This window comes from Lentzea sp. HUAS TT2 (genome assembly GCF_051853195.1).
Taxonomy (GTDB): domain Bacteria; phylum Actinomycetota; class Actinomycetes; order Mycobacteriales; family Pseudonocardiaceae; genus Lentzea.
On record NZ_CP196667.1, the window covers coordinates 4,829,668 to 4,843,134 of the forward strand.

Annotated in this window: 17 protein-coding genes; 8 read left to right on the forward strand and 9 right to left on the reverse strand. The window is 69.2% G+C overall.

All coding sequences use genetic code 11. The annotated features are described in order from the left end of the window. Window positions 1-61 precede the first annotated feature (61 nt). Complete coding sequence (locus tag ACSHWB_RS24280; RefSeq protein WP_319978418.1) at window positions 62-388, forward strand: oxidoreductase; 327 nt, start codon at window positions 62-64, stop codon at window positions 386-388. On the opposite strand, the gene ACSHWB_RS24285 is transcribed toward ACSHWB_RS24280, so the two are convergent. Next, window positions 385-849, reverse strand: coding sequence for an OsmC family protein (locus tag ACSHWB_RS24285; RefSeq protein WP_439664280.1), 465 nt, complete (start codon window positions 847-849; stop codon window positions 385-387). The genes ACSHWB_RS24280 and ACSHWB_RS24285 overlap by 4 nt on opposite strands. Before the next feature lie 270 nt (window positions 850-1,119). Here ACSHWB_RS24285 and ACSHWB_RS24290 point away from each other — a divergent pair, with 270 nt between their 5' ends. Then, window positions 1,120-1,725, forward strand: coding sequence for a nucleotidyltransferase family protein (locus tag ACSHWB_RS24290; RefSeq protein ID WP_439664281.1), 606 nt, complete (start codon window positions 1,120-1,122; stop codon window positions 1,723-1,725). 115 nt (window positions 1,726-1,840) lie between these two features. Here ACSHWB_RS24290 and ACSHWB_RS24295 read toward each other — a convergent pair whose 3' ends face one another. Beyond that, window positions 1,841-3,325: a leucyl aminopeptidase gene (locus ACSHWB_RS24295; protein ID WP_439664282.1), complete on the reverse strand. Its 1,485-nt coding sequence runs from the start codon at window positions 3,323-3,325 to the stop codon at window positions 1,841-1,843. A 200-nt stretch (window positions 3,326-3,525) separates the two neighbouring features. Here ACSHWB_RS24295 and ACSHWB_RS24300 point away from each other — a divergent pair, with 200 nt between their 5' ends. Next, entirely contained in the window at window positions 3,526-4,761 is a 1,236-nt protein-coding gene (locus ACSHWB_RS24300) for an APC family permease (protein WP_439664283.1), read from the forward strand. Here ACSHWB_RS24300 and ACSHWB_RS24305 read toward each other — a convergent pair. Beyond that, complete coding sequence (locus ACSHWB_RS24305) at window positions 4,691-4,969, reverse strand: hypothetical protein (RefSeq protein ID WP_439664284.1); 279 nt, start codon at window positions 4,967-4,969, stop codon at window positions 4,691-4,693. The genes ACSHWB_RS24300 and ACSHWB_RS24305 overlap by 71 nt on opposite strands. Window positions 4,970-5,061: 92 nt before the next feature. On the opposite strand from ACSHWB_RS24305, the gene ACSHWB_RS24310 reads away from it, so the two are divergent. Continuing rightward, window positions 5,062-6,153: a branched-chain amino acid aminotransferase gene (locus ACSHWB_RS24310; protein ID WP_439664285.1), complete on the forward strand. Its 1,092-nt coding sequence runs from the start codon at window positions 5,062-5,064 to the stop codon at window positions 6,151-6,153. Here the strand turns inward: ACSHWB_RS24310 and cobS are convergent. The 3 genes from cobS to cobU are packed head-to-tail and all read right to left on the reverse strand — an operon-like array spanning window position 6,150 to window position 8,494. After that, window positions 6,150-6,851: an adenosylcobinamide-GDP ribazoletransferase gene (gene cobS / locus ACSHWB_RS24315; protein WP_439664286.1), complete on the reverse strand. Its 702-nt coding sequence runs from the start codon at window positions 6,849-6,851 to the stop codon at window positions 6,150-6,152. The genes ACSHWB_RS24310 and cobS overlap by 4 nt on opposite strands. Beyond that, complete coding sequence (cobT, locus tag ACSHWB_RS24320) at window positions 6,848-7,903, reverse strand: nicotinate-nucleotide--dimethylbenzimidazole phosphoribosyltransferase (RefSeq protein ID WP_439664287.1); 1,056 nt, start codon at window positions 7,901-7,903, stop codon at window positions 6,848-6,850. Before cobT ends, cobS begins: the two co-directional genes overlap by 4 nt. A 51-nt stretch (window positions 7,904-7,954) precedes the next feature. Beyond that, a complete protein-coding gene (cobU, locus tag ACSHWB_RS24325; protein WP_439664288.1) occupies window positions 7,955-8,494 on the reverse strand; it encodes a bifunctional adenosylcobinamide kinase/adenosylcobinamide-phosphate guanylyltransferase in 540 nt (179 codons plus the stop codon). An 18-nt stretch (window positions 8,495-8,512) separates the two neighbouring features. On the opposite strand from cobU, the gene ACSHWB_RS24330 reads away from it, so the two are divergent. Continuing rightward, window positions 8,513-8,713: a hypothetical protein gene (locus tag ACSHWB_RS24330; protein WP_439664289.1), complete on the forward strand. Its 201-nt coding sequence runs from the start codon at window positions 8,513-8,515 to the stop codon at window positions 8,711-8,713. A 5-nt stretch (window positions 8,714-8,718) separates the two neighbouring features. On the opposite strand, the gene ACSHWB_RS24335 is transcribed toward ACSHWB_RS24330, so the two are convergent. Beyond that, complete coding sequence (locus tag ACSHWB_RS24335) at window positions 8,719-9,705, reverse strand: aldo/keto reductase family protein (protein WP_439664290.1); 987 nt, start codon at window positions 9,703-9,705, stop codon at window positions 8,719-8,721. An 88-nt stretch (window positions 9,706-9,793) separates the two neighbouring features. Next, on the reverse strand, window positions 9,794-10,420 hold the full coding sequence (locus ACSHWB_RS24340; RefSeq protein ID WP_439664291.1) for a DUF3043 domain-containing protein: 627 nt from the start codon (window positions 10,418-10,420) through the stop codon (window positions 9,794-9,796). A 42-nt stretch (window positions 10,421-10,462) separates the two neighbouring features. On the opposite strand from ACSHWB_RS24340, the gene ACSHWB_RS24345 reads away from it, so the two are divergent. Beyond that, window positions 10,463-11,506 (forward strand): glycerate kinase family protein, encoded by a 1,044-nt coding sequence (locus ACSHWB_RS24345; protein WP_439664292.1) that lies wholly within the window; start codon window positions 10,463-10,465, stop codon window positions 11,504-11,506. Between the two features lie 207 nt (window positions 11,507-11,713). Then, window positions 11,714-12,082, forward strand: coding sequence for a HesB/IscA family protein (locus tag ACSHWB_RS24350; protein ID WP_030474606.1), 369 nt, complete (start codon window positions 11,714-11,716; stop codon window positions 12,080-12,082). 114 nt (window positions 12,083-12,196) lie between these two features. On the opposite strand, the gene ACSHWB_RS24355 is transcribed toward ACSHWB_RS24350, so the two are convergent. Next, window positions 12,197-12,370: a hypothetical protein gene (locus tag ACSHWB_RS24355; RefSeq protein ID WP_439664293.1), complete on the reverse strand. Its 174-nt coding sequence runs from the start codon at window positions 12,368-12,370 to the stop codon at window positions 12,197-12,199. Window positions 12,371-12,527: 157 nt separating this feature from the next. Here ACSHWB_RS24355 and ACSHWB_RS24360 point away from each other — a divergent pair, with 157 nt between their 5' ends. Then, window positions 12,528-13,460: a carbohydrate kinase family protein gene (locus ACSHWB_RS24360; protein ID WP_439664658.1), complete on the forward strand. Its 933-nt coding sequence runs from the start codon at window positions 12,528-12,530 to the stop codon at window positions 13,458-13,460. Window positions 13,461-13,467 lie beyond the last annotated feature (7 nt).

The following is a 13,467-nucleotide window of genomic DNA, read 5'->3' on the forward strand; positions in this document are numbered from 1 at the left end:
TTCACCTACTCATAACACCCTTACCTGGCACCATGGTGGAGGGAAGCGCAGGAGGTGCTCGATGGGGCTGTTCGACCGTTTTCGCAGGAAGCCGCGCGCAGGGGTGCTGAGGACGGCCTCCAACCAGGACACGAGCCACCTCGAACAGTGGACGAAGAGCCGTCACGGCGTCGAGGCCTATGTGGAGCCGAAGACCACGGTGACCGAAACCACTGTGGTCCTGGTCGCCCACGACGGCGAGTGGACCCGCCGCAGGGTCGCCTCGCCGGACGCCGCGAGGTCGTTCGCACGCAAACTCGGCATGCCGATCTACGACGCGGGCATCGTCGGTTACCCGAAGCGCATGCGCGACTACACCGCGCGCAAAAAGGCTTCCGGTGAACTCTAAATCCGCACGGTCGGTTCGTGCCGGACGGGGAAATTGACGCTCGCCGCGATGAAGCACATCGAATGCGCTTTCTCGTGCAACGCCTGTGCCGTCTCCTTGGTGGCGGGATCGGCGACGGTCACGACGGGGTTGAGCACCACCTCGGTGAACCGCCCGGACCCGTCGGAGTGCTCGGCCATGACGCCGGTGGCGTGGTCGCGGTAGTCGGTCACGACGACGCCGTTGGTCGACGCGAGATGCAGGTACCAGAGCATGTGGCACTGCGACAGCGACGCGACGAGCAACTCCTCGGGGTTGTACCGGCCGCGATCACCCCGGAACGACGGATCGGACGACCCGAGGATCGTCTCCTTGCCCTCGACCCGGACCTCGTGCGCACGCTCGTAGGACTTGTACCCGGAGGTCCCGCTCCCGGTGTTCCCGGTCCAGGCGACGTCGGCCTCGTACTGATGCGTCCCCATGTGGAAATACTCCTCTCACCCGCCCGGTGGACCTAGCCCCGCGAGACACGCGTCTCCGTTCAGCCGCCCACCGTCCGCGTCTCCGGCAAGAATCACGAAGTGAAAGCGATTCGCTTTATCCGCTGAAGCCTCACCACATTCCCCACCCATCCAACTGATATATCGGACGACACGCCGCCCCGCCTGGGCCCTAGCAATGACTCGTTGGACTTCGTCCGCAAACGACCCATTGCAAAGGCCGTCGGAGAGCGGCGACGTGAGGGAGCGAACGTGCGACTTGGCCGGCTGTACATCGACGAACAGGTCGAGGCGTTGCGGGAGATCCTCGGGCGCAACGAGGTGCTGAACGACGTCCTCGCCGGAGCGGCCGGCCTGCGTCTGCCGGGCTGGTACCTGACGGCCGGGTGCGTGGTCCAGACGGTGTGGAACGTCGTGACCGGCCGGCCCGCGACCGAGGGAATCCTCGACTACGACCTGTTCTACTTCGACGCGTCCGACCTGTCCTGGGAGGCGGAGGACGCCGTCATCCGGGCTGGTCGAGCGCGTTTCGCCGACGTGCCCGCGGCCGTCGAGATCCGCAACGAGGCCCGCGTCCACCTCTGGTACGAGCAGAAGTTCGGCGTCCCGTGCCCGCCTCACGACTCCACCGAGTCGGCCATCGACTCGTTCGCCGCGACGACGTGCTGCGTCGGCGTGAGGGTCGATGGCGGACGGTGGCGGGTCTACGCACCGCATGGTTTGGCGGACGTGTTCGATCTCGTCGTGCGCCCGAATCCCGTGCTGGCTCCACGGCACGTCTACGAGACGAAAACAGCGAGATGGCGTCAGCAATGGCCGACGCTCACCATTCTTCCGTGGCCTGGAAATGGTGACTGAGAACGCCCTGTGGAATACCCGGAAAACCACCGGAAATGCGCAAGAGAAAGTGAGCGAAAAGCTCGAGCGGGCGGAGACCCCGAAGGATCTCCGCCCGCTCGGTGAAAAGCAGGACTCAGCCGTTGGCCGCGATGTCCGCCAGCACGGCCGCGATGGTCCGCACCGGAACACCGGTGCCACCCTTGGCGGTGTAGCCGTACGGGCCACCCGTGTGGAACGCCGGGCCCGCGATGTCGATGTGCGCCCACTGCACGCCCTCGGCCACGAACTCGCGGAGGAAGAGGCCGGCGGCGAGCATGCCGCCCCAGCGGTGCCCGGTGACGTTCGCGAGGTCCGCGAGGCGCGAGTCGAGGTCCGCGCGCAGCTCCTCGGGCAGCGGCATCGGCCATGCCGACTCGCCGACGGCGGTGCCGATCGCGGCCACGCGGTCGCGGAACTCGTCGGAGCCCATGACACCCGAGGTGCGCTTGCCCAGCGCCACGACCTGCGCGCCGGTCAGGGTCGCGGTCTCGATCAGGTAGTCCGGGCCGTCCTCGCACGCGCGCACGATGGCGTCGGACAGGATCAGGCGGCCCTCGGCGTCGGTGTTGAGCACCTCGACGGTCTTGCCGCCGTACATGGTCAGCACGTCGCCGGGGCGGTACGCGTCACCGGACGGCATGTTCTCCGCCATCGGGATCGACGCGATGATCTCCAGCGGGTACTTGAGCTTCGCGGCGAGCACCATCGTGGCGACGATCGCGGCGGCACCCGACATGTCCGAGGTCATCTCGTCCATGCCCGCGGCCGGCTTGATCGAGATGCCGCCGGTGTCGAACGTGATGCCCTTGCCGACGAGCGCGACCTTCTTGACGGCCTTCGTGCCCTTGTACGAGATGCGCACGAGGCGCGGCTGGCGCGTCGAACCGACGCCGACGCCCAGGATGCCGCCGAAGCCCTGCTTCTTCAGCGCCTTCTCGTCGAGGATCTCGACGTCGAGACCGGCGGCCGTGGCGAGCTTGGCGGCGCGGTCGGCGAACGAGGCGGGGTAGAGGTCGTTCGGCGGCGTGTTGATGAAGTCACGCGCGATGGCGACGGACTCGGCGATCGCGACCGCGGCCTTCAGCGCTGCCTTGTTCTCCTTGGAACCGGCGGCGTGCAGGTCGACCTTCGCGACCGGGCCCTCGCCCTTGTCGGACTTGTACTCGGTGAACGAGTAGGCGCCGAGCAGCGTGCCCTCGGCGGCGGCACCGACGTGCAGCGCGGCGAGCGTGTTGATCGCGCGCTTCTTGCCACCCAGCGCGCGGGCGGCCACACCGGACGCGCGGCGCACCTGCTCCTCGCTGGGACCGCTTTCGGCGCTCTTGCCGAGGCCGACTGCCAGCACGAGCGGGGCGGCGATCTTGCCGAACGTCGGCACCTTCACGAGCTCGTCGGCCTTGCCGGACGCGCGCAGCGTGCCGAGCACGTCGAGCAGCGCGCCGTCGAACGCGGCGGCGACAGCTTCGGCACCGGGGGCGAGCTCCAGACCGTCCGCACCCTGCAGGGTGCCCACGACGACTGCGTCCGCGGCGGTGGTGCTCAGGTCACCCTCGGTGAGGGCCAGCTTCGGGGCTGTCACGTGCTGCTCCAGGGTTGTTGCGGGCGGGGCTCGGAATCGTGACCCATGCTAAAGGTCGGACTGTCCCACTAATGCCCAGCCCCGCCACGTTCGCCGCAATCCGTGACGTTGACAGTTGCGCACAGTGGCGATTCGCCCGTTTCACGCATCAGTCGACCGGGTGGTTACGGCCGGTTGCCGTATCTGAGAACGTGTACCCCGTGACCCACACGCCTCGCGAGATCGTCACGACGGTCGCGCTCGGTCTTCCCGCGGTGCTCGGAGCGGGGGTCTTCGCCGGATTCGCCCCAGCCGCAAGCCTTGCGGGCTGGTGGGTGCTCCCGGCGCTGGCCATTTCCGCGATCGCAGCCCTGTGCTCCGCCTTCTCGACCGCCGACCAGTCACGGGCCTACCCGGACGTCGGCGGTGGTTACGGATATGTGCGCGCGCAGCTCGGTGTGTGGCCCGCACGGATGACAGCGAGCGCACACCTGCTGGGCCGGTCCGCCATGGCGGCCGCGGTGGCGTTGATGTTCGGCGCGTACGTGGTGCCGGACCAGCCGGTGATCGGCGCGCTCGCCCTCGTCGTCGCGACGGCGCTGCTCGGCGCGGCCGGGTTCCGGTTCACCACCGGCGTCAGCGTTCTCGTTTCGGTGATCGTCCTCGGCGTGCTGGCGCTCGTGGTCGCGGCGAGCTTCTCGATCGCACCCGTGCCGTCGGCGGGGGAGGCGGGCACGGTCAACGAGCTCGTCGGCGTCGCCGGCCTGATGTTCATGGCGTTCGCGGGCTTCGAACGCATCACCGCGCCGCAGCGAGGTGAGCAGCCGCATCCGGTGGCCGTGCTGAGGATCGCGATTCCGGTCCTGATCGGACTGTCCTTCGTGGTCAGCCTGGCCGTGGGCGCCGGAGTGCTCCGTCAGCTCGGCAGCGCGCGCCTCGCCTTGTCGCCCGCCCCGCTGCGGGACGCGCTCGTCGCGGCGGACTCGGCGGCGCTGGTGCCGCTGGTGCAGATCGCCGCCGCGGTGGCGGGAGTAGCCGCGCTGCACTTCGTCCTCGCGTCAGCACACCGCACGCTGACCGGGCTGGCCGAGGACGGCGACCTGCCGACCCGCCTCAAGCCCGCCGCGCTGTCACTCGTCGTGGTCGTCGCCTCCGCGCTCGCCCTGGTGCTCATGCCGTTCGGCACGGCGCTGGGGGTCGCGGCCTGCGGGACGTTGTTCTACTACGCCTTCACGAACGCGTCGGCCCGGGTGCTGCTGCAGAACGACCGCACGTGGCCCATGCGCACGGCCTGCCTCGGGCTCGGGCTCTCGGTGCTGCTCGCCATGAGCATGCCGATCCCCGCGATGCTGATCTCCATCGCGGGACTCGGCATCGGCACCGGGCTCATTGGCCTGACAGCGTCACTGAGAGGAAGACGAGCAGCGTCACGCCAACACACACCGCAAGCCCGATGATGCGGCCGTTGCTGGACGGCTTCTCCTTGGCGATCGCCCAGTAGCAGACCAGGAAGATCCCGGCGGCGAACACGGCCCCCACGACGCCGCCCACGCCACCGAGCACCCAGCCGTCGAGAAGCGTCATGCCGGTGCCCAGAACGAGCAGTGCTGCCTGTAAGACGGTGCGGACGTCGGCACCCGTTGAAGATCGTTGCGGCTCGGTCATGGCCGGGGACTCTATCGAGGTTCACTTAGTAGGACGTCCGAGTTTTGGGAAGAGGATTTTCCGTATCCCCACCTGCGGGTTACCGTGCTCTCATGACGAGCGCGTTGCCTTTCACCCGGACTCCCCACCCGCACCCGGCGACCCCGGAGCGCGTAGCGGAGGTACTTGCCAAGCCGGGCTTCGGGCAGCACTTCACCGACCACATGGTGACGATCCGCTGGAACCGCGAGCAGGGCTGGCACGACGCTGAGGTCGGCCCGTACTCCACCCTCGCACTGGACCCCGCGGCAATGGTGCTGCACTACGGCCAGGCGATCTTCGAAGGGCTCAAGGCCTACCGGCAGCCCGACGGTTCGATCGCGTCCTTCCGCCCTGAGGCCAACGCCGAGCGCTTCCGCGCCTCGGCCCGCCGCATGGCGATGCCCGAACTCCCCGACGAGCTCTTCCTGGAGTCCGTGCGGCAGATCCTCGCGGTCGACGACCGCTGGGTGCCCTCGGCCGAGGAGGAGTCCCTCTACCTGCGGCCGTTCATGATCTCCACGGAGAAGGGCCTCGGCGTGCGACCCGCGACCGAGTACCTCTACGTGCTGATCGCCTCCCCCGCCGGCTCCTACTTCGCGAGCGGCGTCCGCCCGGTGAGCGTGTGGCTCTCGACCGAGTACGTCCGCGCCGCTCCCGGTGGCACCGGCGCCGCCAAGTTCGCCGGCAACTACGCCGCGTCCCTCGTGGCGCAGGCGCAGGCCGCCGAGAAGGGCTGCGACCAGGTCGTCTGGCTCGACGCGGTGGAACGCCGCTGGGTCGAGGAGATGGGCGGCATGAACCTGTTCTTCGTCTTCGGGGACAAGGTGATCACGCCCGAGCTGACCGGCACGCTGCTCCCCGGCATCACGCGCAGCTCGCTGCTGGAGCTCGCCTCCGAGCTCGGCCTGTCCGTCGAGGAGCGTCGCATCTCGACCGAGGAGTGGGAGAAGGCCAACGCCTCCGGTGAGCTCACCGAGGTCTTCGCCTGTGGCACGGCGGCGGTCATCACGCCGGTCGGCCACGTCAAGCACGCCGGTGGCGAGTTCGACATCGCCGACGGCGGCACCGGCTCGGTGACGAAGCAGCTGCGCGAGCGCCTGACCGGCCTCCAGCACGGCCACGTCGCCGACACCCACGGCTGGATGACGACACTTCGTTCCTAGGCGATCACCAGCACGGCCAGAAGCGCGATTTCGGCGGCAGTACCGAGCACATCACCGGTGATGCCGCCGAAACGCTTTCCGGTGTGCTTCACCAGCACCCACACGAGCGCGAACGCGACGACGACGGCGACGACCGCGCGCCACCCGAGCGGAACCGCCGCGGCAGCGAGCACCACCCACGTGCCGATGACCATCAACGGATGCTGTGTGCCCGCAACGAGCGCACCCAGCCCCTCGGGCCGTGCCGCGGGCACACCGCGCATGCAACAGATGCCGAACGCGGCCCGGCTCGTCGCGAACGCGAGCAGCACGACACCCCAGTGAGCGTGGGGGAGCGCGGCGGCCTGCGCGCCCAGCACCACGATCAGCGACACCACACCGAACGGCCCGGCGCCGCCGTCCTTCATGACCTTGAGCGCGCGCTCCGGCGGCCCGTAACAACCGAGCCCGTCGGCGACGTCGGCAAGCCCGTCGAGGTGCATACCGCGTGTCGACAACGCGACGACGCCGACGACCAGGAACCCGGCCACGAGCGCCGATATATCGGATATCGCCAGCAGCTCGAGCACACCGACGACGAACGCGCCGAGCACGACGCCGACGAACGGTGTCCAGGCAATGGCCCGCCCCGCCGCTTTGCGGTCGACGTCGTCGACGCGCAGCGGCAGGACGGTGAGCCAGGAGAACGCGAGCTTCACCCAGTCGCGTCTTCTCGGTTGGTGATGCCGGCGCTCTCGAACGTCGCCATCTCCGCGAGCACCTTCACCGCCGAGATCAGCAACGGCAGCGCCGCCACGGCACCGGACCCCTCGCCGAGCCGCATGTCGAACTCCAGCAGCGGCTTGAGGTTGAGGTGCCCGAGCGCGATCGCGTGCGCGGGCTCGGCCGACTGGTGCCCGGCCACCCACCACTCGCGCGCACCCGGTGCCAGCTCCTCGGCGACGACAGCAGCCGCACCGACGACGACGCCGTCGAGCACGACCGGCGTCTTGCGCACGGAGGCCTGCGCCAGGAACCCGGCCATAGCGGCGATGTCGGCGCCACTGGCCGTGGCGAGCAAGGCGACCGGGTCGCTGATCACGAGGCGGGCCCGGCGCAGCGCGTCCCGGATCGCCGCCGTCTTGCGCATCCACGCCTGGTCGTCGATGCCGGTGCCGCGCCCGACGACCGAGACGGGCTCAGACCCGGTCAGCGACGCGATCAGCACGGCGGCGGGCGTCGTGTTGCCGATGCCCATGTCGCCGGCGACGAGCACGTCGGCACCCGAGTCGATCTCCTCGTCGGCGATCGCACGGCCGGCCGCGATCGCGAGCTCGCACTGCTCACGGGTGAGCGCGTCCTCGCGGTCGATCGACCCGGACGAGCGCCGCACCTTGTGCTGGCTGACCGCGGCCGGGGTGTCCGCGTCGACGGCCATGTCGACCACGCGCACCGTGGCGCCCGCGACCTGCGCGAGCACGTTCACCGCGGCGCCGCCGGTCAGGAAGTTCGCGACCATCTGGCCGGTCACCTCGCTCGGGAACGCCGACACGCCCTGCGCGGTGATGCCGTGGTCGCCCGCGAACACGACGACCCGCGGCCGCACGAACGGCTTCGGCGGCACGACACCCTGGCAGGCCGCGATCCAGTTGCCCAGCTCCTCGAGCCGCCCGAGCGAGCCGACCGGCTTCGTCAGCACCGCGTGCCGGGCCTCGGCCTCGCGCAGAACGGTTTCGTCCGGCGGTTCAACCGGCGGGAACTCGGTGCTCACCTGGTCGCTCCTCAACTCTGTCGTCTCAGTGTCGTTTGTCGGCGTCGCTCTTCAGCGCAGCTTCAGCGGGATGCCGGCGACGAGGAGTGTGACCTCGTCGCACACCTCGGCGACGCGCGCGTTGAGCGCACCGAGGTGATCGCGGAAGAGCCTGCCAGAGCGCGTCGACGGAATGACGCCGAGGCCGACCTCCGCCGTCACGAGCACCAGCCGCGCCCGGCACGTGGCGACCGAGCGCACGAGCTGGTCGGCGTGGCGTTCGATGACGTTCACGTCGGGGTTCTCCCACGCGTCGGCGTCGTCGAGCACACCGACCAGCCACGTCGACAGGTCGTCCACCAGGATCGGCGGGTCCTCGTACTGCGTCGCGGTGAGCAGGGCGGGCAGATCGGCGGGCGAGGACGCCTCGACCGTGTGCCAAGTGGACGGACGCCGCGCGACGTGCAGCGCGATGCGCGCATCCCAGTCGGGGTCGTCGGGATAGCGGCGCGCGGTTGCGACGTAGGTCACGGTCGCTTCGGTGAGCAGACCTTCCGCATGCGCTGACTTGCCCGAACGTGCTCCGCCGAGCACGAGCGTGCGAGATGACAAGAGAGTTAGCCTTCGTCCGTGGAATACCGCTGGCGTTACCAGGATGCACAGGGACGCGATGTCGTGGGCCCGGATGTGATGTTCGCGGACCAGACCGAGGCCGAGGACTGGTTCAGCGCCGGGTGGCGCGACCTGCTCGACGCCGGGGTCGAACAGGTCACGCTGCTGCGCTCGGAATCCGAGGTGTACGGCCCGATGAGCCTGCACCCGGTCCAGTAGGGGCCTCAGCCCTGGGCGGTGAGCCTCGGGTCGTCGGTGATGACGCCTTCGAGGACCTTGTCGATCTGCGTGAGCGCGTCGTCGCCGAGCTCGATGTCGATCGCCTTGACGTTCTCGAAGACCTGCTCCGGACGCGACGCGCCGATGATCGCGGACGCGACGTTCGGGTTCTTCAGCACCCACGCGACAGCGAGCTGCGCGAGCGTGATGCCCGCCTCCTCGGCGATCGGCTTGAGCTGCTGCACGGCGTTGAGCACGTCGTCGCGCATCCAGCGCGCGATCATCTGCGAACCACGCGCGTCGGCCAGGCGGGAGCCCTCGGGCACCTCGGCGCCCGGCAGGTACTTGCCGGTCAGGATGCCCTGCGCGACGGGGGAGAAGACGATCTGGCTCAGGCCCTCGCGCTCGCACGCCGGGATGACCTGCGGCTCGATGACCCGCCACAGCATCGAGTACTGCGGCTGGTGCGACACGAACGGGACGTTCAGCTCGCGGGCCAGCGCGGCACCGCGGGTGATCTGCTCGGCGGTCCACTCGGAGACACCGACGTAGAGGACCTTGCCCTGGCGGACGAGGTCGGCGAACGCCAGCATCGTCTCTTCCAGCGGGACGCTGTAGTCGTACCGGTGGGCCTGGTACAGGTCGACGTAGTCGGTCTGCAGGCGCTTCAGCGACGCGTTGGCCGACTCCATGATGTGCTTGCGGCCGAGCCCGCGGTCGTTGGGGCCGCCGGGACCGGTCGGCCAGTAGACCTTGGTGAGGATCTCGAGCGACTCGCGCCGCTGCCCCTGCAACGCCCGGCCGAGCACCGACTCCGCGGCCGTGTTGGCGTAGACGTCGGCTGTGTCGAAGGTGGTGATCCCCGACTCCAGCGCCGCCTTCACACAGGCGTGGGCCTGCTCCTCCTCGACCTGGGAGCCGTGGGTGAGCCAGTTGCCGTACGAGATCTCACTGATGGACAGGCCGCTGCGGCCGAGTCGACGGAACTTCATACATCGGAGCTTAAACCCGAACTCGTTCGTGCTGCTAATGAACTTCGGGCGCGTGCCACACCGTGGAACGCGCCCGAAGGACCGCTCGCTACTTGATGGCGTCGCCCGGCTTGACCCGCGGCTTGGGCACGCGCAGCTTGCGGATCTGGCTCGCGCGGATGAACGAGTACCAGCCGATCGACAGGCCCTTGATCGGCTCGGTCGGGAACTTCGCCCGCACCTTCCGCGTCACGAGGCGGCCGAGCACGATGCCCTCGATGACCATCGCGATCAGCATGAACGTCGTCGCGAGCGTCGCGTACCGCTGCACGGCCAGCGACGGCGTCAGCAGCGCCACGAACACGAGGACCGCGAGCGGCATGAACAGGCCCATGAGGTTGCGCCGCGAGTCGACGAGGTCGCGGATGTACGCCTTGACCGGCCCGCGGTCGCGCGGCAGCAGGTACTTGTCGTCGCCCGCCATCATGCGCTGACGGCGCTCGGTGGCCGCGGCACGGCGCTCTTCCTTGCTCACCTTGTTGCCGCGCATGCGCTTGAACGCCTCGCGCTGCGTGCGGGGAGGCGGCGGCACCGGGCCGGAACGCCTGCCCTGCGCCTCACGCCGCTTGGGCGTCGGCCTGCCCTTGCCCGCGGAACGGGCGGAGTCGGCGACCTCGTCGGTCGACTCGGTGGCCGGGGCATCGGTGTCGGCGGCGTTGCGGCGCAGGAACCTCACGACGACAGGGTAGGACAGTGGTTCTTCTGTACCTTTCGCGAGGTGCGCGTACTCATCGCTCCGGACTGCTTCGGCGGCACCCTGACCGCCCGCGAGGCCGCTGACGCCATCGCCACCGGCTGGCACGAGGCCAAGCCCGACGACGTCGTCGTCCAACGCCCGCTGGCCGACGGAGGCCCCGGCTTCGTCGACGTCCTGCACGCCGCGGCCGGCGGCGATATCCGATGTATCACCGTCACCGGCCCGCTGGGCACGCCCGTGGAAGCCCGCTGGCTCAGCCTTCCACCAGGTGGGGCGCACACAGGTGGTCGACGCGTTGCATACATCGAGTCCGCCGAGGCGTGCGGCCTGCACCTCATCCCGGCGGACCGCCGCGTGGAGTCCTGCGAGACGGCGACAACACGAGGTGTCGGTGAGCTCATCGCGGCAGCGGCGGCTGACAACGATGTCATCACGATCGGCCTGGGCGGCTCCGGCACGACCGACGGCGGCGCCGGCATGCTCGCCGCCCTCGCCCACGTCGACCTGACTGATATATCGCTCGTGGCCGCGTCCGACGTGGAGAACCCGCTCCTCGGCCCGCACGGCGCCGCGCGGACGTTCGGCCCGCAGAAGGGCGCGTCCCCGGAAGCCGTCGAACGCCTCGAAGCAAAGCTCGCAGCCATGGACGTCCTCACACCCGTAGCCGATATATCGGGTGCGGGAGCGGCGGGCGGCCTGGGCGCCGCGCTCCTCTCACTGGGCGCGACGGTGACGTCCGGCGCAGGCCTCGTCCGCGAGCTCACCGGCCTCGACGCCGCCCTCGACGACGCCGACGTCGTCATCACCGGCGAAGGCAGCTTCGACTGGCAGTCACTGCGCGGCAAGCTCATCACCGCCGTCGCCGGGGGCGCCGCCGAACGCGGCATCCCCTGCATCGCCGTCGCGGGCCAGGTCAGCGTCGGCCGCCGCGAGATGGGCGCCGCCGGCGTCCAGGCCGCCTACTCGGTGTCCGAACACGTCGGCTCTGTGCAAAAGTCGATTGCGGACGCCCGCAAAAGTCTCATTGCAACGGCCAGGCACGTGGCCGGCCAGTGGTCGCGCTAGGAGTCACCGCAGAGTCGAGGCAGGGACGTGACGGTGACATGGCTGGGGGCCAGCTGATATATCGGTTGGCTTGAGCGTGGTCTACGTGACAGTCGACACTTGAGGCGGTGCGGCCCGCCGTTGTGGGACGATGGGAAGCGGAACAAGGCGGGGAACGCCCGTGTTGTTGATGGGTGAACCGCCCGCAAAGGACCTCTTAGGAGAGCCATGACGACCGCTCAGGATGCCGCTTCGACCACTGAGGCGCCCAGCCACGGCGTGACGCTGACCGATGCGGCCGCCGTCAAGGCGAAGGCGCTGCTCGACCAGGAGGGCCGCGATGACATGCACCTGCGCATCGCCGTCCAGCCCGGTGGCTGCGCCGGCCTTCGTTACCAGCTGTTCTTCGACGAGCGCGCGCTCGACGGTGACGCGATGGTCGACTTCAACGGCATGAAGGTCGCCGTCGACCGCATGAGCGCCCCGTACGTCGAAGGTGCTGTCATCGACTTCGTGGACACGATCGAGAAGCAGGGCTTCACGATCGACAACCCGAACGCCGGCGGGTCCTGCGCCTGCGGCGACTCGTTCCACTAAGGCGAACACGCGGAGAGGCCGCGTTCCCGCATAGCCGGGAACGCGGCCTCTCCGCGTGTGGACCAGGAAATCTGCCAGGTATCACCCGGACAGACTGGGAAACCGGACCGGAGGCTAGACGCCGTACTCGGCGAGACCTTCGACCTGGTGGGTGCACCGCTCGTCGACCTGCCAGGGCGCGGCGTCGCGCGGGGCGGGAAGGGGGTGCTCGGGGTGGGTCAGAGCGAAGGGGAGCTGCGCGCAGTCCTCGATCAGTTCACTCATCGTGGTCGCTTCTGGGATCGTCACCTTCCGACCGTATGACGGTGGTCTGACCTGCGGTAGACCTACCAAACAGTAGTCTTCACAGCGGTACTCGTCCGGGTGAGTAGTCACGTAGCGCAACAAGAAAAGAGGAGCCGACGTGCCCCTAGCCGTGTGCGGCAGCATCGCGACCGACCATCTGATGCACTTCCCGGGTCGTTTCGCGGACCAGCTGGTCGCGGAGCGTCTCGACCGCGTGTCGCTGAGCTTCCTGGTCGACGACCTCGTAGTCCGTCGCGGTGGCATCGGGGCGAACATCGCGTTCGGCCTCGGTGTGCTCGGTGTGCGGCCGGTGCTCGTCGGTGCCGTCGGCAAGGACTTCGACGACTACCGCTCGTGGCTCGAGCGGCACGGCGTCGACACGTCCGGTGTGTACGTGTCCGAGATCGCGCACACCGCGCGGTTCGTCTGCACGACGGACGACGACATGTGCCAGATCGCCTCCTTCTACGCCGGTGCGATGGCCGAGTCGCGCAACATCGAGCTCGCGCCGATCGCGAACCGCGTCGAGAACCTCGAGCTCGTCATCATCAGCCCGGACGACCCCGCGGCGATGCTCCGTCACGCCGAGGAGTGCCGTCAGCGCGGCTACAAGTTCGCGGTCGACCCGTCGCAGCAGCTCGCCCGCATGGACGGCGAGCAGGCGCGCGCGTTCATCGACGGCGCCGAGTACCTCTTCAGCAACGACTACGAGTGGGAACTGCTGCTGCAGAAGACCGGCTGGACCGAGGCCGACGTCCTCGCCCGCGTCGGCAAGCGCGTCACCACGCTCGGTGCCAAGGGTGTCGAGATCGTCGACCGCGACGGCTTCGCGCTGCACGTCCCCGCCGTCCCCGAGGTCGCGAAGACCGACCCGACCGGTGTCGGTGACGGCTTCCGCGCAGGGTTCCTGGCCGGCCTGACCTCGGGTCTGAGCATCGAGCGCTCCGCGCAGCTCGGCTCGTTCATCGCGGTCGAGGTGCTCGAGACCGTGGGCACGCAGGAGTGGGTGATCGAGCGCGAGTCGGCGCTCGCCCGCATTCGTGGCGCGTTTGGTGCAGAAGCCGCTGAGGAGATCGCCCCCGTCCTGCCATGATCGGACA

Bases quoted from the DNA above. Each gene is read 5' to 3' on its own strand.
- ACSHWB_RS24335 (WP_439664290.1), bottom strand. From the start codon at position 9,705: ATGAAGTTCCGTCGACTCGGCCGCAGCGGCCTGTCCATCAGTGAGATC.
- ACSHWB_RS24280 (WP_319978418.1), top strand. From the start codon at position 62: ATGGGGCTGTTCGACCGTTTTCGCAGGAAGCCGCGCGCAGGGGTGCTG.
- ACSHWB_RS24285 (WP_439664280.1), bottom strand. From the start codon at position 849: ATGGGGACGCATCAGTACGAGGCCGACGTCGCCTGGACCGGGAACACC.
- ACSHWB_RS24310 (WP_439664285.1), top strand. From the start codon at position 5,062: ATGACGAGCGCGTTGCCTTTCACCCGGACTCCCCACCCGCACCCGGCG.
- ACSHWB_RS24360 (WP_439664658.1), top strand. From the start codon at position 12,528: ATGCACTTCCCGGGTCGTTTCGCGGACCAGCTGGTCGCGGAGCGTCTC.
- ACSHWB_RS24305 (WP_439664284.1), bottom strand. From the start codon at position 4,969: ATGACCGAGCCGCAACGATCTTCAACGGGTGCCGACGTCCGCACCGTC.
- ACSHWB_RS24350 (WP_030474606.1), top strand. From the start codon at position 11,714: ATGACGACCGCTCAGGATGCCGCTTCGACCACTGAGGCGCCCAGCCAC.